The organism is Stenotrophomonas sp. 1337, assembly GCF_031455455.1.
Taxonomy (GTDB): Bacteria; Pseudomonadota; Gammaproteobacteria; order Xanthomonadales; family Xanthomonadaceae; genus Stenotrophomonas; species Stenotrophomonas indicatrix.
Genome location: NZ_JAVDSR010000011.1, coordinates 18,851 through 38,685 on the forward strand (window position 1 = coordinate 18,851; position 19,835 = coordinate 38,685).

General features: G+C 67.6%; 19 protein-coding genes. 11 read left to right on the forward strand and 8 right to left on the reverse strand.

The window, feature by feature from the left end; genetic code table 11:
• The first annotated feature begins 20 nt into the window (after positions 1 to 20).
• The 4 genes from cutA (at position 21) to J2X70_RS15225 (ending at position 6,512) form a co-directional block, all read left to right on the forward strand.
• A complete protein-coding gene (gene cutA, locus J2X70_RS15210; protein WP_134833160.1) occupies positions 21 to 359 on the forward strand; it encodes a divalent-cation tolerance protein CutA in 339 nt (112 codons plus the stop codon).
• A complete protein-coding gene (locus J2X70_RS15215; protein ID WP_263929855.1) occupies positions 356 to 2,746 on the forward strand; it encodes a protein-disulfide reductase DsbD domain-containing protein in 2,391 nt (796 codons plus the stop codon). Before cutA ends, J2X70_RS15215 begins: the two co-directional genes overlap by 4 nt.
• Entirely contained in the window at positions 2,743 to 3,303 is a 561-nt protein-coding gene (locus J2X70_RS15220; protein WP_223483502.1) for a TlpA disulfide reductase family protein, read from the forward strand. Before J2X70_RS15215 ends, J2X70_RS15220 begins: the two co-directional genes overlap by 4 nt.
• Positions 3,304 to 3,986: 683 nt before the next feature.
• Complete coding sequence (locus J2X70_RS15225; RefSeq protein WP_309911068.1) at positions 3,987 to 6,512, forward strand: sulfite reductase flavoprotein subunit alpha; 2,526 nt, start codon at positions 3,987 to 3,989, stop codon at positions 6,510 to 6,512.
• An 86-nt stretch (positions 6,513 to 6,598) separates the two neighbouring features.
• Here J2X70_RS15225 and J2X70_RS15230 read toward each other — a convergent pair whose 3' ends face one another.
• Positions 6,599 to 9,136 carry a methyl-accepting chemotaxis protein gene (locus J2X70_RS15230; protein WP_309911069.1) on the reverse strand — a complete coding sequence of 846 codons (2,538 nt, stop codon included), beginning with the start codon at positions 9,134 to 9,136 and terminating at the stop codon, positions 6,599 to 6,601.
• Between the two features lie 202 nt (positions 9,137 to 9,338).
• Here J2X70_RS15230 and J2X70_RS15235 point away from each other — a divergent pair, with 202 nt between their 5' ends.
• Entirely contained in the window at positions 9,339 to 10,172 is an 834-nt protein-coding gene (locus J2X70_RS15235) for an arylamine N-acetyltransferase (RefSeq protein WP_309911070.1), read from the forward strand.
• 32 nt (positions 10,173 to 10,204) lie between these two features.
• Here J2X70_RS15235 and J2X70_RS15240 read toward each other — a convergent pair whose 3' ends face one another.
• Positions 10,205 to 10,576 (reverse strand): VOC family protein, encoded by a 372-nt coding sequence (locus J2X70_RS15240; protein WP_309911071.1) that lies wholly within the window; start codon positions 10,574 to 10,576, stop codon positions 10,205 to 10,207.
• A gap of 113 nt (positions 10,577 to 10,689) precedes the next feature.
• Between J2X70_RS15240 and J2X70_RS15245 the strand changes: the two genes are divergently transcribed.
• A complete protein-coding gene (locus tag J2X70_RS15245) occupies positions 10,690 to 11,406 on the forward strand; it encodes a transporter substrate-binding domain-containing protein (RefSeq protein ID WP_309911072.1) in 717 nt (238 codons plus the stop codon).
• Positions 11,407 to 11,442: 36 nt separating this feature from the next.
• Here J2X70_RS15245 and J2X70_RS15250 read toward each other — a convergent pair whose 3' ends face one another.
• Both J2X70_RS15250 and J2X70_RS15255 read right to left on the reverse strand, forming a co-directional pair.
• Entirely contained in the window at positions 11,443 to 12,345 is a 903-nt protein-coding gene (locus J2X70_RS15250; protein WP_032976453.1) for a LysR substrate-binding domain-containing protein, read from the reverse strand.
• A 243-nt stretch (positions 12,346 to 12,588) separates the two neighbouring features.
• Positions 12,589 to 13,143, reverse strand: coding sequence for a GIY-YIG nuclease family protein (locus J2X70_RS15255; RefSeq protein WP_025878638.1), 555 nt, complete (start codon positions 13,141 to 13,143; stop codon positions 12,589 to 12,591).
• 84 nt (positions 13,144 to 13,227) lie between these two features.
• On the opposite strand from J2X70_RS15255, the gene J2X70_RS15260 reads away from it, so the two are divergent.
• Together J2X70_RS15260 and J2X70_RS15265 are read left to right on the forward strand one after the other, a co-directional pair.
• On the forward strand, positions 13,228 to 14,034 hold the full coding sequence (locus J2X70_RS15260) for a serine hydrolase (protein ID WP_309911073.1): 807 nt from the start codon (positions 13,228 to 13,230) through the stop codon (positions 14,032 to 14,034).
• Positions 14,035 to 14,103: 69 nt separating this feature from the next.
• On the forward strand, positions 14,104 to 14,637 hold the full coding sequence (locus J2X70_RS15265) for a hypothetical protein (protein ID WP_309911074.1): 534 nt from the start codon (positions 14,104 to 14,106) through the stop codon (positions 14,635 to 14,637).
• A 19-nt stretch (positions 14,638 to 14,656) separates the two neighbouring features.
• Here J2X70_RS15265 and J2X70_RS15270 read toward each other — a convergent pair whose 3' ends face one another.
• Together J2X70_RS15270 and J2X70_RS15275 are read right to left on the reverse strand one after the other, a co-directional pair.
• A complete protein-coding gene (locus J2X70_RS15270) occupies positions 14,657 to 15,259 on the reverse strand; it encodes a TetR/AcrR family transcriptional regulator (protein ID WP_309911075.1) in 603 nt (200 codons plus the stop codon).
• A 9-nt stretch (positions 15,260 to 15,268) separates the two neighbouring features.
• On the reverse strand, positions 15,269 to 15,865 hold the full coding sequence (locus J2X70_RS15275) for an NAD(P)H-dependent oxidoreductase (protein ID WP_025878634.1): 597 nt from the start codon (positions 15,863 to 15,865) through the stop codon (positions 15,269 to 15,271).
• A gap of 190 nt (positions 15,866 to 16,055) precedes the next feature.
• Between J2X70_RS15275 and J2X70_RS15280 the strand changes: the two genes are divergently transcribed.
• A complete protein-coding gene (locus J2X70_RS15280; protein ID WP_309911077.1) occupies positions 16,056 to 16,457 on the forward strand; it encodes a response regulator in 402 nt (133 codons plus the stop codon).
• Between the two features lie 11 nt (positions 16,458 to 16,468).
• Here the strand turns inward: J2X70_RS15280 and J2X70_RS15285 are convergent, their stop codons facing one another.
• Both J2X70_RS15285 and J2X70_RS15290 read right to left on the reverse strand, forming a co-directional pair.
• Positions 16,469 to 17,296 (reverse strand): isocitrate lyase/phosphoenolpyruvate mutase family protein, encoded by an 828-nt coding sequence (locus tag J2X70_RS15285; RefSeq protein ID WP_301866957.1) that lies wholly within the window; start codon positions 17,294 to 17,296, stop codon positions 16,469 to 16,471.
• Positions 17,297 to 17,342: 46 nt separating this feature from the next.
• Positions 17,343 to 18,683, reverse strand: a complete 1,341-nt coding sequence (locus tag J2X70_RS15290; protein WP_309911080.1) for an acetamidase/formamidase family protein — start codon at positions 18,681 to 18,683, stop codon at positions 17,343 to 17,345.
• A 268-nt stretch (positions 18,684 to 18,951) separates the two neighbouring features.
• On the opposite strand from J2X70_RS15290, the gene aroQ reads away from it, so the two are divergent.
• Together aroQ and J2X70_RS15300 are read left to right on the forward strand one after the other, a co-directional pair.
• Positions 18,952 to 19,404: a type II 3-dehydroquinate dehydratase gene (gene aroQ, locus J2X70_RS15295; RefSeq protein WP_025878630.1), complete on the forward strand. Its 453-nt coding sequence runs from the start codon at positions 18,952 to 18,954 to the stop codon at positions 19,402 to 19,404.
• The gene (locus J2X70_RS15300; protein ID WP_025878629.1) at positions 19,401 to 19,823 is read left to right on the forward strand and encodes a lysozyme inhibitor LprI family protein; all 423 of its coding nucleotides are present in this window, start codon (positions 19,401 to 19,403) and stop codon (positions 19,821 to 19,823) included. The genes aroQ and J2X70_RS15300 overlap by 4 nt, the downstream gene beginning before the upstream one ends.
• The last annotated feature ends 12 nt before the right edge of the window (positions 19,824 to 19,835 follow it).

Genomic DNA, 19,835 nt, shown 5'->3' on the forward strand with positions numbered 1-19,835 from the left:
CGGCCCTATACTCGACGGTCATGTCGACCGTCGATCCCGTCCTGCTGCTGTTGACCACCTGCCCGGACCGGGCCAGTGCCGAGCGCATCGCGCATGCGCTGGTCGCCGAGCATCTGGCTGCCTGCGTGACCCGCCTGGACGGCGCTCAGTCGACCTACCGCTGGCAGGGTGAGGTCACCACCGACACCGAGCTGCAGCTGCTGGTGAAGACCACCGCAAGCCGTGTCGATGACGCCATCGCCCGGATCGTCGAACTGCATCCGTATGAACTCCCGGAGTGCATCGCGGTCGAAACCCGGGCCGGCCTGCCGGCGTATCTGGACTGGATCCGGGCACAGACCCGGGAGGACACTGATTGAAGACTCTGTTTGCGCGTGGCGCCGCCTTGTGCGCTCTGTTGTGGCTTTCATTGCCGGCCTTCGCGCTGGATGAGAAGGATCTGCTGCCGGTGGACCAGGCGTTCGCGCTGACCGCCAGCGCGCCCGAGCGTGGCCAGATCCAACTGCAGTTCAAGATCGCCCCGGGCTACTACCTGTATCGCCACCGCACCACGGTGAAGGCCGATCCGGCGTTCAACGCCGCTGCGCTGCAGATGCCCGCAGGCAAGAAGCACCACGACGATTTCTTCGGTGAGGTGGAGACCTACCGCGAGCGCCTGCAGGCCACCCTGCCCGGCGCGCCCACCGATGCCGCCGGCACCATCAGCCTGGAAGTGCGTTACCAGGGCTGCGCCGATGCCGGTGTGTGCTACCCGCCGCAGAAGCGCGTGGTGCAGGTGACCCTGCCCGGTGCAGGCGGTGCGGCGGCCACGCTGCCGACCGCACGCGCCACCGGCGCCAGTGCATTCAACAACCCGCTGGCCGGGGCCGGCAGTGGCGGTGGCCTGCGACTGCCGGGCACCAGCAACAGCCAGGCACTGCCGCTGCCGTCGGATCAGGCATTCGGCTTCGATGCCATCGCCAGCGATGGCAACACCCTGCTGCTGCGCTTCAGCCCGGCACCGGGCTATTACCTGTATCGCGACCGCACCTCGCTGAAGCTGGAAGGCAGCGCCGGGGTACTGGCCGACAAGCCGCGCTGGCCGGCGGCGCAGTCGCACCGCGACGAGCACTTCGGTGATGTGGCGGTCTATTTCAACCAGGTGGAAGTGCCGGTGCCGCTGCGCCGCAGCCGCGCCGAGGCGGTCGACAGCACGCTGGTGGTGACCTTCCAGGGTTGCCAGACCGATGGCATCTGCTACCCGCCGATGACCCGCCGGGTGAAGTTGTCGATCCCCGCCGGCAAGGCCAACGCCACCAGTGATGCACCTGCCGCACGCGACGAAGTGATTCGTTCGCTGCCGGCTTCGGCCACTGCCGGCACCCGCGAGGGCGCCAACGGCACACCGCTGCGCCTGCTTCCGACCGTGCCCAACGACGCGCCGGCCGCCACGGGTGGTGCCGACGCCAGCAGCGGCTCGCGCGATGCCTTCGCCGCCGACGCGCAGCAGGACAATGCGCTGCGTACCAAGGCTCCGAGCCGCGTACCGAAAACCGACAGCTCGCTGCTGTGGGTACTGCTGCTGGCACTGGGCGGTGGCCTGGTGCTGAACCTGATGCCCTGCGTGCTGCCGATCCTGTCGCTGAAAGTGCTGAGCCTGGCGCAGAGCGGTGAAAGTCCCGAGCGCGCCCGCAGCCATGCCATGTGGTACACGCTGGGCGTGCTGGTCGCCTTCGCGGTGATCGGCGCGCTGATGGTCGGCCTGCGCATGCTCGGCAATGCGGTCGGCATCGGTTTCCAGCTGCAGCATCCCGGCGTGGTCGCGGCGTTGGCCTACATCATGTTCGCGGTGGGCCTGAGCCTGTCCGGCGTGTTCACCATGGGCGGCGGCATCGGCAACTTCGGCCAGTCGCTGGCGCGACGCAGTGGCCCGGCCGGCGATTTCTTCACCGGCGTGCTGGCCTGCGTGGTCGGCAGTGCCTGCGTGGGACCGTTCTTCGGCCCGGCGGTGGCCTATGCCTTCGTTGCACCGCCGGTAGCGGCGATGCTGGTGTTCCTGTTCCTCGGCCTGGGCCTGGCCCTGCCGTTCCTGCTGATCGGCTTCGTGCCGGCGCTGGCCCGTCGCCTGCCCAAGCCGGGCCAGTGGATGGAAACCCTCAAGCACGTGCTGGCCTTCCCGATGTACGCCGCCGCGTTGTGGCTGCTGTGGGTGCTGGGCAAGCAGCGCGGCGTGGATGGCATGGCGCTGGCGCTGGGTGGCCTGCTGCTGCTCACCGGCGGCCTGTGGTTGTTCGAGCGCAGCCGCTGGCGCAGCCAGCGCGCGGCCGGGCTGCTGGGCGTGCTGCTGGTGATCGCCGCGCTGGTGCCGGTGTGGGGTGTGACCCAGCTGGCACCGCCGTCACGTGCCGCGCAGGCGAGCAGCGAGAACGTGGTGGATTACTCGCCGCAGATGCTGGACCGCCTGCGCGCCGACAACCGCGTCGTGTTCGTCAACATGACCGCCGACTGGTGCGTGAGCTGCAAGGCCAACGAGCGCGCGGTGCTGTCGCGCCCGGAGTTCAAGGAACTGCTCAAGCGCACCAACGCGGTGTACATGCGTGGCGACTACACCAATGTCGACCCGCAGATCACCGCGTTCCTGGATGAGCACAAGGCCGTGGGCGTGCCGCTGTACGTGGTGTACGGCCCCGGCGCCCCGCCGACGGTGCTGCCGACCCTGCTGACGCAGGCGCTGGTGGAAGAAGCACTGCTGCGCACCGCGCGATGAAGTGGCAACGGCCAGCGCTGCTGTGGACAGCAGTGCTGGCTGCCGGTCTTGGCCTGTGGGCCGGCAACCGGCTGGCGCCGGAGCCGGCGACGGAAGCTGCAGCGCCTGTGGCAGTATCGCCGCCGGCGCTGCCGATGCTGCGGCCCGGTGATCCGCTGCCGGCGCTGGTGCTTGCCGATGCTGAAGGTCACGCGCTGGATATCCGCGAACGCTTCAAGGGCCACCCATTGCTGGTCAATGTGTGGGCCAGCTGGTGCGGCCCCTGCGTGGAAGAGATGCCCGAACTGGCCCGCTTTGCCGAGGGCCAGGGCGCGCACGGCGTGCAGGTGTTGGGCCTGGCACTGGATACGCCGGACGGCGTGCGTGATTTCCTGCAGCGAGTGCCGGTGGACTATCCCATCGTGCTCGATACCCCCGGCCCACGCGATGCCAGCGTGCAGTTGGGCAACGCGCAGGGTCTGCTGCCCTACAGCGTGTTGTTCGACGCACAGGGACGGATGATGAAGGCCAAGCTCGGACCGTTCGCGCACGGCGAAATCGAAGGCTGGGCGAAGTAGGTCGGCAGGGCTGCGCCCTGCACCTGCAGATGCTTTCAAGCAACAGCTACAGCAACAGCGACAGCGGGCTTCCGTGGGATGGCGGGGCGGTGTCGGACTGCGGGGACGCCGCAAGTACGTCCCTGTAGGCTCAGCCGCGCCATCCATGGCGCGGATGCCCCGCAATCCGACACCGCCCCGCCTTCGACAGGTTCCCGGTATGTGGTAGATCCACGCCATGCGTGGATGACTCCATCGAATCGAATATTTCGACAATTGAACGAAGAACATCCACGCACGGCGTGGATCTACCTGTCGACCAAGGTCGACACCCACTAAGAGCAGGCCATGCCTTCCCGACAGATCGCGGAAATCTGTCGAAGGCGGGGTGGGTCCGGTTGCGGGGGCGTGAGCCGCATGGATGCGGCGACCGAGCTTACATGGACGTACTTGCAGCGGCCCCCGCAACCGGACCCACCCCGCCCACCCTCAGGAAACCAGCTTCGGCTGTTGCTGTTGATGTTGATGTTGCTATTGAGGTTGCCGGCCAGCGGCCGGCACTACCGCTTCGGCGGGTGCAGGGCGCAGCCCTGCCGGCAAACCCTCCTTGACCGCAGCGGCCCGCGACCCGGAGAATTACGAGATTAATTCTCATTTGCTGTTACGCAGGATGCGGGCGGCAGCCTCGACGGCCCTCGATCCCGATGTTCAAGAACGTCCTCTTCCAACTGCACTGGCTGCTGGGCATCAGCGCGGGTGCCATCCTGGCCGTGATGGGCCTGAGCGGCGCAGTCCTGTCGTTCGAGGATGAACTGCTGCGCGCGGCCAATCCCGGCTTCGCCGAGATCGCCGAGCACCATGCCGACAACCAGCAGCCGCTCGCCCTGAGCGAGCTGGTGCCGTTGCTGCAGGCAGGCAGCGAGCGGCCGCTGCAGCGCCTGCGGGTGGATGCCAGCGGCCAGCGGCCGTCGGTGGCACGCTTTGCCGGAGGCAAGGATCACTGGGTCTATTTCGACCCCTACAGCGGCGAACGCTTCAGCGCACTGCGTGGACAGGCCTTCTTCGATTTCGTCGAAGACCTGCACCGCCACATGGTCGCCGGTGAACGCGGCTCGTGGATCACCGGCAGCTGTGCGATCGCGCTGTTGTTCTTCACCCTGTCCGGGCTGTACCTGCGCTGGCCACGCCGCTGGTGGCACTGGCGCAGCTGGCTGGCGGTGGAATGGGCGCGCAAGGGCCGGGGCTTCCTGTGGAGCCTGCATTCGGTGATCGGCACCTGGGTGCTGCTGATCTACCTGATGAGCGCACTGACCGGGTTGTGGTGGTCGTTCGACTGGTATCGCAACGGGCTGACCCAGCTGCTGGGTGTCGCGCCCCCCGCCAAGCACAAGGTCGCCACGGATCTGCCCCTGGATCTGCACAAGGTCGAGGCCACGCTGTATGCACTGCCCGGCGTGCGCCAGGGCTTCATCGACCTGCGCCTGCCGGAGAAGCCCGGTCAAGCGCTCAACGTACGGGTGATGTCGGCGGATCCCGCACAACGGGGCGGCCATCACGACCGCGCGCATGACCTGCTGCAGCTCGACCCGGCCACCGGCGTGGTCCTCGACGCGCGCCCCTACGCGCGCCAGGGTGCCGGCGGCCAGCTCACCACCAGCATGTTCGCCCTGCACTCGGGCAGCTTCTTCGGCATGCCCGGGCGCATCGTGGTGATGCTCAGCAGCCTGGGCATGTGCCTGTTCTTCGTTACCGGCTGGCTGTTGTACCTGGACCGCCGCCGCGGCCAGCGTGCCGCCCGCGCGCTGCGGCAGACCGTGCCGGCAGCAACACCCCATGCCGCGGGCACGCCGTGGCTGGTGGTCCATGCCAGCCAGAGCGGCCTGGCCGAACAGTTGGCCTGGCGTGCGGCGGCGCAGCTGCAGGCGGCCGGCCACGCGGTGCAGGTACTGCCGCTTGCGCGCGTAGCTGCCACGCAGCTGCAGGTCTCCACGCAAGCGCTGTTCGTGCTCAGCACCTTCGGTGATGGCGAACCACCGGACAACGCACGGCGCAGCGCGCGCCAGTTGCTGGCACAGCGTCCGGACCTTTCCGGGCTGCGTTACGGCATGCTCGCGCTGGGTGATCACCAGTACGCGCAGTTCTGCGGGTTCGGCGTGCAGATCGACGACTGGTTGACGCGCTCGGGCGCGCAACCCTTGTTCGCCCGCATCGACGTCGATGCTGCTTCGGTGGGGGCGCTGCGCCAGTGGCAGCTGCAGCTGACCGGACTCACTGGCATCGACACCGACGACAGCGTGTTGCCGGCCGCCACAGTGATGCACGGCTGGCGCCTGCTCGGCCGCACCCTGCTCAACGCTGGCAGCGTCGGCGGCCAGATCTGGAAGATCCGCCTGGCACCGCCGGCCGATGTCGATTGGCAGGCCGGCGACATCCTGCACATCGCGCCCCGCCACGACGCGATGCATGCCAGCGCGGTACTGCGCGCGCATGGCCTGGATCCCCAGCAGCCACAGCTGATCGATGGCGTTGCGAAGACCCTGCTGGAACTGGCCAGCGAACGCGTGCTGCCCGAACCCGGCCGTGCGTTGCAGGTGCAGGATGCAGGCCTGTGGTTGTCGGGCCTGCCGTCACTGCCTGGGCGTGAGTACTCGATCGCCTCATGCGCCGCCGATGGCGAAGTGGAGCTGGTGGTGCGGTTGGTCCACGACGCAGCAGGCCGCGCAGGACTGGGCTCGGGCTGGCTGGCCCTGCATGCGCCGCTGGACGGTGCGATAACCGCCCGCGTGCATCGCAACCCGGGCTTCCATCGGCAGCCGGGTGCGCCGATGCTACTGATCGGCAACGGCACGGGCATCGCCGGCCTGCGCAGCCTGCTGCGCGAAGCCGCGCATCACGGGGAGCACGGCCACTGGCTGCTGTTCGGCGAGCGTCAGCGCGCGCACGATTTCCTGTTCGCCGACGAGATCGTCCAGTGGCAGGCTGACGGGCATCTGCTGCGCTTGGATCAGGCCTATTCGCGTGATGTGGACGATGGCAGCTACGTACAGCATCGATTGCGCGCTGCGACAGATGAACTGCAGGCGTGGTTGGCACGGGGTGCAGTGATCCATGTGTGTGGATCGCTGCACGGCATGGCCGAAGGCGTGGACCAGGTGCTGCGCGAGGCACTGGGCGATGAAAGGGTGGAACTGCTGCTGGAGAACGGGCGCTACCGGCGCGACGTGTATTGAATCCGTTCGCCGGGCATGGCCCGGCGCTACCCGTCATGGGTTTCAACGGTAGCGCCGGGCCATGCCCGGCGAAGGCGATCAGGCCATCACGCCGCCGCCCGTGACCGGCGCTCTGGCTGCAGCCGGAACGCGGCCACCGCTTCGGCCAGCGCCCGCACCTGGGTCTGCATCTGCGCAGTCGACGCGCCGGCTTCTTCCACCAGGCTCGCATTGCGCTGCGTGCTGGCCTCCATCTGTACGACGGTCTGGTTTACCTGGGCAATGCCCGCATGCTGTTCGTGCGAGGCACTGCGGATACCGGCCAGCAGGCCGGCCAACTGCTGCACGCTGCTGACGATCTCGTCCATCGTCGTACCCGCCTGCTCGGCCTGCGTACTGCCCTGGTCGACCCGCGTCACCGAATCCTCGATCAACCCCTTGATCTGCTTGGCCGCATCGGCACTGCGCTGGGCCAGCAAGCGCACTTCGGCCGCCACCACCGCGAAGCTTCGGCCCTGCTCGCCTGCACGCGCGGCCTCCACTGCCGCGTTGAGGGCCAGGATATTGGTCTGGAAAGCGATGCCATCGATCAGCTGGATGATGTCACCGATGCGCCGCGACGCCGCACTGATGCCCTGCATGGTGGCCACCACCTGGCCGACCGCGGCGCCGCCGCGCTCGGCAACCCGGGCGGCCTCACGTACCAGTCCATCGGCGCGCTCCGTCGCATCGGCGTTGCGGCCGACGGTATCGGTCAGTTCATGCATCGATGCAGCGGTTTCTTCCAGGTTGGCGGCCTGCTGTTCCGTGCGCTGGGAAAGATCGTGATGGCCGGCGACGATTTCGCCCACCCCCACATCCAGGCGGACGGTGGCCTGCTGGATGCGGGTGACGATGTGGCCCAGCTGCGCGACGGTGGCGTTGGCATCGTCACGCATGCGGGCGAACACGCCCTGCAGGTCGCCCTCCAGGCGCACGCTCAGGTCGCCGCGTGCCAGTGCGGCCAGCAGCGCCTGCAGATCGCCGAGGTTGGCCTCGAAGGTGGACAGCAGGCGATTGATGCTGGTCGACAGCGTGCGCACGAAGCCCTGCTTGCCCTCCAGTACGATGCGCCCCTGCAGCTCGCCATGGGCCGCCGCGTCGACCAGCGCCGCCACTTCGGTTTCCAGCAGTGTCTCCAGCGCGCGGCTGCGCCATTCCACTGCCACGCCGAGGAAGTGGTCGTCCTCGACGATGGCGTTGGCGATCAGCTGGTAGCGGGTGCCGGCGTGGCCGATCTCGCGCTCTTCGCGCTGACGGACACCAATCAGCCCCGCCAGTACCGGGTGCAGGCGGACCGCGTCACTGCCAAGCAACGTCTCTGCAGGAAGATCCAGCAACTGCAGCAGCGCTGGATTGGCATAGGCCACCTGCCCTTCCGCGTCGACCACCATCAAGCCGGTCTGCGCGCTGTCCAGCGCCTGCCGCACGCGCGTGTTGCCGCGCGCAACCGCGCGCTCGGTTTCGATCCGCGCACGCAGGCGTTGCTGCATGTCGACCAGGCACTGCGCAAGCTGGCCGATCTCATCGTTGGCGTTGTGCACGCGCAGCGTGGTGTCGAGCCGATCATCGGCGATATCGCCAGCGAAACGCAGGGTGTCCTGGATCGGTCGACGCACCGCGCGGACGACCAGCACCAGGCTGGTGATCAGCACACCGGCCACCAGCAGCAGGGTGGCCACGAACAGCACGCTGGCCATCCGTGCACCCGACTGCTGACGAAGCTGCGCCTGGGCCAGTCCCGCAGTCTGTGCCTGCTGGAATGCGGCCAGTGCCGGGCCCACGGCTGCCGCCGTCTCGAGCAGCGACTGTGCTTCCACGTCCAGGCCGACACGCGCGGCGGTATAGCCCAGCAGCGCGGCCTGGTAGGCCTCCATGCCCGTGCGCACGTGCTCCTGCACCTCGGCTGGCAGGCCCGCCAATGCCAGATCGAAGGGCAGCTTTTCTTCGCTGGCACGATCGGCGTGGGTGGAATCGCCATCGAGCAGCAGCAGCGCTTCCTGGCGCCGCATCCGCTGCACATGCAGGGAAAGCGCAGGGCGCTCCAGCGCGTCCACCTGTGCCTGCAGTGCGTCGGCGGACTGCTGCAGCTGCGCGGCCAGGCCTGCGTCGCCGCGCCCCATCTCATCCACCCGCTCGAACAACGCGGCGATGCCCTGTGAGAATGCGTCGACGGCTTCAGTCATCGCCTGCAGCACCTTGCGCCGACCCGCATCCATCGGCATTGCACGCAACGCCTGCAGATCCTGCTTCAACATCCGTTGCGTGGCCAGCAACTGGCTGCGGTCGGCATCGTCGAAACTTCGCGCATACTGGGTCTGCAGGCGCCGGGCCTCGGCCACCCGCGCTGCCAGCGAAGCGACGCGGTCACTGCCGTGCTGGTAGCTGGCCTGATCGCGCGCCGCCTGATTGCTCGCATGGCTGGTCCAGGCATGGACGGCGGCAATGGCCACCAGGCCCAGGCTGCAGACCAGCAGGGTCGCCTTGAGCTTGTCGGCGACGCTCAGCCGATGGGGCTGCAACCAGCGCAGCAGGCCAGGGAAACGCGAACGCAACCCGGCAACGCGGCTACGCAGGGACCGAAGGTGGGGAACGACGGCCGACATGACAGACTCCAGGCGGAAGGACGCACCTGTATCGACCGGTTGCAGCAGAACTTTAGCCCCGGATTGATTCCTGCCACGAGCGGCGGGCAGTTGTCGCTGTTGTACCGGCCGCAGACGACCGGGGGATGACACCGGCGGGATGCGCTTGACCTCAACCCCGGTTGCGGTATCACAGTGGAGCCCCCCGCCCGTGATGCCTGCCATGCCCATCGACGTCCCCCGCTACCTGCGGCGCCTGCAGCTGGATGCCCCGCCCCCGCTCACCCTGGCCGGGCTGACCCTGCTGCAGCAGCGCCACAACGCCCTGCTGCCGTTCGAGACCTTGACCAGCCTGCTGCGCGACGCGGTGGCAATCGACCTGGACAGCGTCCAGCACAAGCTGCTGCACGCGCAGCGCGGCGGTTACTGCTTCGAACTCAATGGCGCGTTCCTGGCGCTGCTGCAGGCCTTGGGCTTCGATGCGCAGCCACTGAGTGCACGGGTGCTGCTGTCGGCCACCGAGGGCGAGCTGACTGCGCGTACGCATCTGCTCCTGCGGGTGCGTCTGCAGGAAGAGGATTGGCTGGTCGATACCGGCTTCGGCAGCCTGACCCCGACCGTACCGCTGCGCCTGCACGAGACCGCAGTGCAGGACACACCGCACGAGCGTTACCGCGTGCGGACGCTGGATGATGGCGACTTCATGCTCGCCGCCGAGGCGGGGGATGACTGGCGGGCGCTGTACCGCTTCGACCTGCAGCCACCGGCGCCGATCGACAACGAGGTAGGCAACTGGTACGTGTGCACGCATCCGCAGTCGAGCTTTCCCGGCCAGCTGCGTGCATCACTGACCGGGCCGGATTGGCGACGCACCATCGGCAGCGGCAACTACACCGAATACCGCCCGGGCCAGGCGCCGGCCAAGCGCCCGCTGCGTGATGTGCAGGACGTGCGCGAGGTGCTGCAGCAGGGCTTCGGCATGCGCCTCCCCGACGATCCGCGGTTGGATCCGGCCATCGCCGACTGGCTGCAGCGATCACGGGGCACCTCCGTGTAGCGCCGCGCCATGTTCGGCTGCCGTCCTTGCCGCTATGGGTTGACGGGTGCCTGCAAGGCAATCCGGTTGCCCTCGCTGTCGCGGATCTCGGCCACCCGCCAGCCACCGGCCTCGGCCGGGCCAAAGCACAGCACCGCGCCGGCCTGCAGGGCACGCTGCAGGCTCCGGTCCACATCGTCCACGCCCAGGTAGATGCGCGGGCCGTGCTCCGACGGCACGTAGTCGGTGCCGTGCACCAGCGCCATGCTGGCACCTGCGGCGGCGTCGTTGAACGACAGGTAGGCCATCCGGCAGTCATGCAGGTCGATCGGCGCTTCGATGCGTACCTGCAGCCAGTGCTCGTAGAACATCACGGCGCGTTCGAGATCGGCGACCGGAACTTCAACATGCAGGATGGGATTCATGGTGATCGTGCTCGGCGTGCAGGTTGATGAAAGGCAGCATCGCAGCCCTGTGCACTGCACGATACGGGCCCGACTGGCATGCTGGACAGCCTGCCACCGTACCGGAAACGCCCATGTCCCTGGCCGATCACCGTCATGCCCTGGCCCCGTTGGGCCACCTGCGCGTTGCCATCAACCTGGGCAACCCGGTGCTCGCCCAGGGCGACGCCAAATCACCACATGGGCCGTCGGTGGAACTGGCCACCGCGCTGGCACAGCGGCTGGGTGTGCAGGCACGCTTCAGTTGCCACGACGCGGCCGCGTCGGTGGTTGCAGCGGCGAGCGACGATGCATGGGATCTGGCCTTCCTGGCGGTGGACCCGGCACGTGCCGACCGCATTGCCTTCAGCGCGCCGTATGTGGAGATCGAAGGCACCTATCTGGTGCGCGATGACAGTCCAGCGCAACGGGTTGCAGACCTTGATCGCAACGGGCTGCGCATCGCGGTGGGACGCGGCGCCGCCTACGATCTGTTCCTCAGCCGTGAGCTGCGGCACGCGACGATTGAACGTGCCGACACCTCGGCCGCGGCCATCACCCTGTTCGACCAGCAGCGGCTGGATGCAGCGGCCGGCGTACGCCAGCCCCTGCTGGCCTGGGCGCAGGCACATCCCGGCCATCGCGTGCTGGCCGATCGCTTCACCGTCATCCAGCAGGCGGTCGCCGCGCCCATCTCTCGACCCGTAGCGGCGTTGCAGGCACTGTTCGCGGAAGTGCAGGCGATCAAGGCCGGGCCGCTGCTGGGCGAGGCCTTCGCGCGTGCCGGGCAGGCAGTCACGCTGTTGCGGTGACGCACACTCCATGGCGTCGCGCCTGCCCGCGTGGCGCTACCCCGCGTCTGCGGCCTGCATGTGCCGCACATGCTCGGCCGCCTGGGCGTGCAACCATTCGCGGAAGGCCAGGAAACCACGGTGCCGCACCGAGCGCTGCGGATACACCAGCCAATGCGGCCATGCGGTTTTCAGGCGCCGGTCCGACAACGCAACCAACTGGCCGGAATCCAGCAGCAGCCGCGCCCGCGTCACCCGTCCCAGGGCAACACCGACGCCGTCCAGTGCGGCGCGATGGTGGGCTTCGGAATCATCCAGCACCGCCACGTACCGCGCCGGCGGGCGCTGCCCGGTCAGCGCGAACCATGCACCCCACGCGCCGTCGGGGTCTCCCAGCAGCGGCCACTGTGCCAACGGCAGGTGGCCGATGCCGCCCATGCGCTCGATCAGTGCCGGGCTGGCCATGGGCAGCAGCCATTCGTCGAACAACGGTTCCACCACCAGCCCCGGCCATTGTCCGCTGCCCAGCCGCAGCGCTGCATCGAACTGCAGCTGCCGGTCGAAGTCGATCAGTCGCTCGCTCGACTGCAGATTGATTTCGATCTGCGGATGCGCCGCCACGAAGTTGCCCAGGCGTGGCACCAGCCAGGCGCTGGCCATCGACGGCACGGCGCTGAGGGTGAGCACATGCTCCGGTCGGGCGGCGTAGGGCTGGAAGGCTTCGTTGATCGCATCCAGGTGGGGGCCGATCTGATCCAGCAGGCGCTGCCCTTCCAGGGTCAAGGCCACACCGCGTGCCTGCCGTATCAACAGCGGCTGGCCCAGGCGTTCCTCGAGCTGGCGCATCTGATGGCTGAGCGCACTGACCGTCAGGTTCATCGACGCGGCGGCGCGGGACAGGTTGCCCAGGCGTGCGGCAGCGACGAAGCCCTGCAGGGCATGCAGCGGTGGGCGGGACATAAGGCTTGAATTCCTCTCAAGTCGGCCTTGCGGAAATGTCGCTTTTTGCACCGCCATGCTGCCCGTATCGTGCATTCCACTCAAGTGGAGGCACGATCATGAACATCTTCAGCGGTCTGTTGTTCCTGCAGGGTCATGTGACCAACGTTGCCCTGGCCCAGCGCTTGGCCAGCCCCGTTCCCGCAGCGCCCGATGCACGCCGGGCACCCCGTCCGGGCAACACCCCGGCCGCCCCGGGCAGTGTCACCACCCGCGCTGCAGGTGCTCGGGCAACCACGGCTGCGGATCGATAGCGAGCGCGCGATACGCATCGATGGCGTCGCGCAGTGCGGCCACGCCGACGGGCGAACGCAGGCTTTCCTCTTCCGGCACCTGCACTGCGGCCCAGTCATGCAGCCGGTCCAGGCGCTGGACCATCGCAGCCCGCAGCCACAGCCGCAGCGGATAGGTGTGATAGCCCTGCTGCGCCAGCGCTTGCACAGCCTCGGCCAATGCAGCGTTGGCCCCGCGCACCCATTCGGTGTGCCCACCGGCCTTGTCCTGCACCGTCATCGGTGCCGGCGCACGATGCAGCTTGAAGGGCCGGCGCAACTGCAGTTCCAGGTCACGTGCATCCCGCTCTGATTCCGCCTCGACCAGCGCGCCTGCTTCCAGATCGAAGAACTCGAACCAGCGCCGATGCAGCGCACTGATCCGGCCCAGCGGATCGCGCGAGAAGCCGATCTTCGCGTAGTCCTCCCAGGCACAGGGAAAGACGTAGGCGAACACGCGGCCATCGATGCGGATGTCGGAATCCATTTCCACAGGATCGCGTGGCGGGTATTCGCAGGATGTGCAGGCAATGCCCACGGCATGCGTACTTCCGGCTACGCTTGCGCAACCATGCCTTCATCGCACGCCCCTCGCCCGCCCGTGTCATCGATCACGATCGATGCCGTCTCGCTCGACATCCTGCAGCAGCAGCACGCGGATCTGCGACGACCACCGGCCTCGCTGACCAAGCTGATGACCGCCTACACCGCCTACGACCTGCTCGCGCAGTCGGGAGGTTCGTGGTCGGACACGATCACCATCGACCCGCGCGACGTGCACGAGGTGGCCGACGATGAAACACGGATGGGCCTGGTGCCCGGCGAAAGCATCGTCCTCGGCAGACTGCTGGAGGGCCTGATGGTAGTCTCCGGCAACGATGCCGCGCTCGCCCTGGCCCGTCACCTGGCCGGATCACAGGCGGCGTTCGCGCAGCACATGAACGACCACGCGCGAGCGCTGGGCCTGCACGATACGCACTTCATTTCCGTGTCCGGCATCACTACCCCGGGGCATCTGTCGACCGCACGCGACATGGCGATATTGGCCGCGCAGGTGCTTGGCCGCTACCCCGATCTGCTGGCGATCACCGCACAGCGCCGCTTCGTGCACCACACCCTGCACAAGGCCAACCAGAACGCGCTGCTGGGGGAAGACGGCGTGGATGGTTTGAAGACCGGTTACACCCAGGCGGCCGGCTTCTGCCTGGCGGCCACCGCCCGTCGCAGGTGCGCTGGGTACGCGCTGCCACTGCGGCTGATCAACGTGGTGCTGGGTGCTGATTCCCGTGCGTCGCGCGATGAGCAGGTACGTGCGCAGCTTGATGCAGGCTTCGCCAGCGCCGGAAGCGCCGGAATGGCCGACGCCCAACGCGCGTGACCGGCAGGCTGGGCAGACACCACGGGCAATGCGCTCTATAGTCCAGCGCCCGAAGGAGTACCCCCACCGATGAATCGACGACTGCTGTGCTGGATGCTTGCGCTGTCCTGCATGTTCGCCGCTGCAATCACCCATGCCGGCGAACTCAGCCCTGCCGAGACCGACGCGCTGCAGCAGGATGTGCGTTCTCTGCTCTCCACCTTCGCGCGTGGCGATACCGATGCCATGATCGAGCGAACGCATCCGAGCGTGAAGCGTTTTGCCGGCGGCGACGCGGCGTATGCGAAAGCCGCGCGCGATGCGATGAAGGCACTCGGCGACATGGGCCTGAAGGTCATCAGCGATGATGTCGGCGAACCGACCCGCACCTACGCTGCCGGCGACGAAGAAGTCTGCTTCGTGCCGCGGACCACGGTATTCACCACCGACGCACAGACTGTGAAAAGCCTCACCTTCATGGTCGCCATCCGGCAGGTCGGTGGTAAGCAGTGGCGCTACATCGATGGTGCCGCCATGCAGGCAATGCCGGAGCTGCTGCGACAGCTGTTGCCGGACCTGCCGCGTGACGTGCCACTGCCATCAGTCAGCGTCGAGCAACGCTAGGCCGCTTCGCCCACACGATTCAGCTGCCACGCTTGACGATGGCGACGATCACGCGCTCCAGCTCGGCCTCGGCAGCCGTGTGTTCCACCGCACCGGCCGCAACCGCTTCAGACAGGGTTTCGGCGGCACCGAGAATGGCCCACAGCCCGGTAGCCGGCACGGCCTCTTCTACTGCGAACGGGCCCAGCCACTGCGCGCACTTGTCGATGAAATCCTGCTGATAGCAACGGCGTACCGCACGCAGTTCCGGTGATCCGGCCAGCGCGGCGAGAATGTCCTGGATCTCGTTGCCCTGCGACAGCACACAATCGATGTAGCCCGAGGCGATGGCATGCGCGCGATCCTTCAACCGGGCCTTCGCACTGCCGATGCGCTCATCGAAGACCACGGTCTGCTTGTGGTCATAATCGGCATACAGCGCGGCCAGCAGACCGTTGCGTGTTTCGAAGTGGTCGTAGGCCAGCGGCTTGGTGACACCGGCCGCCTCGGCCAGGCGGGCCAGGGTCAGCGCATCGGTGCCCTCTTCGCCAACCAGCGCCCACGCCACGTCCAGCAGCTGCCGGGCGCGCTGTTCACGGGTCAGGCGGCGACGGGGCTCGGGCGCGGCAGGTCTGGAAGGCAAGGGAGATCGTCAGGGCGCGGGGGTTCCGATCTTACGTCCGATGTCCACTGCCGTCTGCAGATGCGCTTCGGCCATGCCGCTGTCGGCGTCCAGCAGCAGCGTGGAGGACAGCACCGGCGCCCCGCAGTAGTCGAAGATGCCCTGGTCGATCTGGGTCTTCATCGCCGCGCCATAGCCACGCCGGTCGATCATCTGCTGGCCCGCGCCGCCCAGCCCGACCAGATGCACCTGCAGCCGCTGCAGCTTTTTTTCCACCTTGCCGTCGGCACCTTCGTCATAGGCCCAGCCCTGGGTGAAGACGCGGTCGATCCATCCCTTCAGCAGCGCCGGGAACGACCACCAGTAGAGCGGGTAGACCAGCACCAGCGCATCGGCCGCATCCAGCCGGGCGTGCTCGGCGGCGACATCGGCCGGCAGCGTCGTGGTCCTGCGGAAGAACGCGTGGTCCTGGGCGTTGAAACGTGGATCGAAGCCTTCGGCCATCAGATCCACCGAGGTGACCGTATTGCCGGCATCGGCGTTGGCGATGGCCTCACCGATCCGCGCGGCGACCGCGTGGGTGAGCGAGGCCGGGTCAGGATGTGCCACGACAATATGGGTATGCATGATGGGGCTCTGCTGTTCATTAGTTACCAATGGTAACTACGATTGCAGCCAGCACCAGCACCATCGGTGGAATGCTGTTGCGCGCTGCTGTCGCTGTTGTGCACATCACAGCCACACCGGGCTGCCACGGCCTTGATGCCGGTAAGCGGATGCTTGCCGGACCAACGCAGCATTCGCACGACAACACACCATGCAGAGCAACAACGAACGACCCGCACCGCTACCCCGCCTGCTCCTTGTGGAAGACCAGCTCGATCTGGCTGATCTGATGGAACAGGCCCTGACCGACGAAGGCAACGAAATCGCCCACGCCAACAGCGTCTTCGAGGCATTGGGCATGCTCGACAGTGGCCACTTCGATGGCGCCGTGCTGGACGTGGAACTTCGTGATGGCGTGGTATTCCCTGTAGCCGATCGGCTGCTCGAACTGGGCATCCCCTACCTTTTCGCATCAGCGGTATACGACCAGCTGGTGCCGGTCAGGCATCGGCGAGCGCCCTTCCTGGCCAAACCGTTCCATGTGCAGGGCCTGCAGCGCGCGGTGCGCGAAGCGCTCGGCAGGACGGCCCCCCCGCCGACGCCGCCGCACTAGCCTGCACGCACCTACGGCTTGAACAACCCGTTGAGCTCGGCACCGGACGGGGTGGCCGGCAGCGCATCGAATGATCCACTGGCAAGCATCTGCCGGGAGGCGTCGAGAAAGCCGGACCACGCGCTGCGGGCCAGCGCACCGCCGACACTGACCCGGCGCACGCCCAGACTGGCGGCCTGCTGCAGCGTCATCACGCCGGGCGCACCGATCAGCAGGTTGACCGGCTTGCCACCGGCGGCCTCCACTACGGCGCGGATCTGCTCTGCGGTCCGGATGCCGGGCGCATACAGACAGTCGGCACCCGCCTGCGCGTAGGCGCGGATGCGAGCCAATGTATCGTCCAGATCGGGTCGCCCGACGAAGAAGTTTTCCGCGCGCCCCACCAGCATCACGTCGTGCCCGCTTTCATCGATGGCACGGCGCGCGGCCTGCAGCCGGGCCACGCTGTCCTCGATGCTGCGCAGCGGATGGTCCGCATCGCCGGTGGAATCCTCGATCGACAGGCCGGCCACACCGGTAGCGATCGCCATCGACACGCTCTCGTGCACCGCCTCCGGGCTGGGGCCAAAACCATCTTCGAAGTCGGCGTTCACCGGTAGATCGGTCGCCGCCACCATCGCCTGCAGATGAGCGAGGATCTCGCTGCGACCCATCGCCCCGTCAGGCTGCCCGTGGGCCCAGGCATGGCCGGAACTGGTGGTAGCCAGTGCCTGGGCACCCAGCCGCGCCAGCGCCACCGCACTGCCCACGTCCCATGGATTGGGCAGCAGGAAGCAACCGGATGCATGAAGCGCCCTGAAGGCAGCGCGGCGGTTTCGGATGGCGTCGGCACTCATCACAGACTCCTGGTGGATACGTCTTCCCCGGCTGCTGCCCGCGCAGTGGTCACCTGGCAGCGGGCTTCACGGCGGCGCGGCCCGGCTGCGTTGTCGTCTGCAACTGCAGTCCCTGCAACAGTGCCTTGTCCAGCTTCGCCGCCACGCCCACACTGCGCCCGGCCAGGTTGGCCACCTGGTACTGCACCGCCACGCCCAGCACCTGGGTCGCCTCGGACAGCGTCAACCCATAGGCCTGGCGCAGCCACTGCAGCATGCCCGAGGTGGCGATGCGCAGCGCATCATCGCTGGAGCCACCCTGGCCCAGGGTCATGATCTGCGTTGCCGATTCCACCCGCGGCGTTGCGATCGCATGCTGCTTCAGCAGCTCGACCTTCACCACCACATCCAGCGATGTCTCCAGCGCCCACTGCGTGGTTTCGCCATCGCCCTGGAGCGCATGGCCATCCCCCAGGTACATCAGGGCACCAGGCTGCTGCACGGGAAGGTAGACCGTATTGCCTTCGACCACGGCGTTGAAGTCCATGTTGCCGCCGAAGTCACCGGTATCGCCGGTGGAGAACGGCGGGTAGCCGAAGCCGGGGGCCAGCGCCAGGCCGCCGAGCATCGGCTTCACCGGCACTTCGAAATGCCGCAGGCCACCACCTGCGCCCTGCGGACGGGCGACGCCCCTCCTGCGGTCCAGCTGCCAGCGCACCGGCTTGCCCAGCCCGGTGGCTTCGGCCGCCACCCGCGGCGTCTTCAAGCGTCCCACCAGGCCATCCAGGCTGTCGGCATAGTCACGGTTGAGCTTCAACGAGGTAAGCGTGATCGCCAGCGTGTCGCCGGGTTCGGCACCGACCACGAAAAACGGCCCGACCTGTGGATTGCCGAACAGCGCGCGGGTGACGCCCTTCTCGTCCACGCCGCCGGAGTCCAGCGTACGGGTCTGCACCGAGTCCCCCGGCCAGATCACCAGCACCGGCGCACGGTCGGCGCTGAACGTATTGGAGTAGTCCGTCGGCGTGAACACATGGTGCTGAGGTGCGGTCGAAACCCGCGCCGGTACTTTCCAGGCGCTGAAGGCGTGGACGGCACGCGCCTCGCGGTTGTTGGTGTCCGGCTGATCGCTCTGTCCCTGCATCCGCGCCCCGTCAATGCGCCCGTCGAACTGGTAGCGCTGGCCCTGGCTGTCGGTTGCGGTGAATACCATCTGCCCGGCACCCAGGGTGCCGGTGACCGGGTCGGCGTCCAGACGGCCGGCGATACGCCCGTCCTGCACGTCCACCTGCAGGGTCTGGTAGTTCCTGCTGCCCCACAGGTCGGTGGCAACGATCCATTGTTCGGCAGCCAGCGCATTCAAGGGCAGCAGCGCCAGCAGCACTGCAGGCAATCGCATGGGGGTGGGCACGGCGCGAGCATCCAGGAGCGCCGACATGGCGGGTTGACCCAGTGTAGGAACACCCTGGCAACCTCCGCAGTGTCGAACGTAATGCGGCCCGGCCGCAGTCTTCCGGCAGGGGGGATGGCCGGCACGCGCAATTTCCACTGTCTATAGTGAGCAGACATGCGGCGCACGGCCTTTTCAAACGATCGCTTTAAACACCACTAATTTCGCCGAACTGGACAGCATCCTCAGCTTCCGCCAGACTGCCGCCCTTTCCCGTCAATCGGATCCCATGGCGAAGCTGCTGGTCCTGCATGGCCCCAACCTCAACCTGCTCGGCAGCCGCGAGCCGGAGGTCTACGGCCACACCACGCTGGCCGACATCGACCAGGCGCTGGCCGCCCAGGCCGCTGCCGCAGGTCATGCGCTGGAGAGCCTGCAGTCCAACGCCGAGCACGTCCTGGTGGATCGTGTACAGGCCGCACGCACCGACGGAACGGCCTTCATCCTGATCAACCCGGCCGCCTTCACCCATACCTCGGTTGCCCTGCGCGATGCGCTGGCGGCGGTGGCGGTGCCGTTCATCGAGATCCACCTGTCCAACCCGCATACCCGCGAGCCCTTCCGCCAGCACAGCTATTTCAGCGACAAGGCGGTGGGCGTGGTGTGTGGCTTCGGTGCCGACAGCTACCGCTATGCGATGGACGCGGCATTGGCGCGCGTGCAGGCCGCCGCCGCATCATGAACCTGTCGCGCGTCCTCGCCAGCGTTGTGCTGTGGGCCGGCCTGTGCGGCGCTGCCAGCGCGTTCGACCGCAAGGACGAGGGCATCGACTGCGCGCATCCGACCACCACGATGGAGAGCGACCTGTGCGCCTCGGACGTGGCAGCGGCCGCCGACGTTGAACTCAACACCGTCTACGCCCAGGCACGCAGGCAGCTGCGCACGCCGGCCAGCGGCGGCACCTGCAGCTACTGCGGCAACGCCGAACAGGAACTGGTGCTGGCCCAGCGCGCATGGATGCAGCTGCGCGACCACGACTGCCAAGCGGTGTACGCCCTCAATTCCGACGGCACCGCGCGCAATGGCGCACAGATGCGCTGCCTGATCACCCTCGCGCGCGACCGTACCCGGCAGCTGCGCGACTTCTACGAACTGCTTTGACCCGAGCGCAAC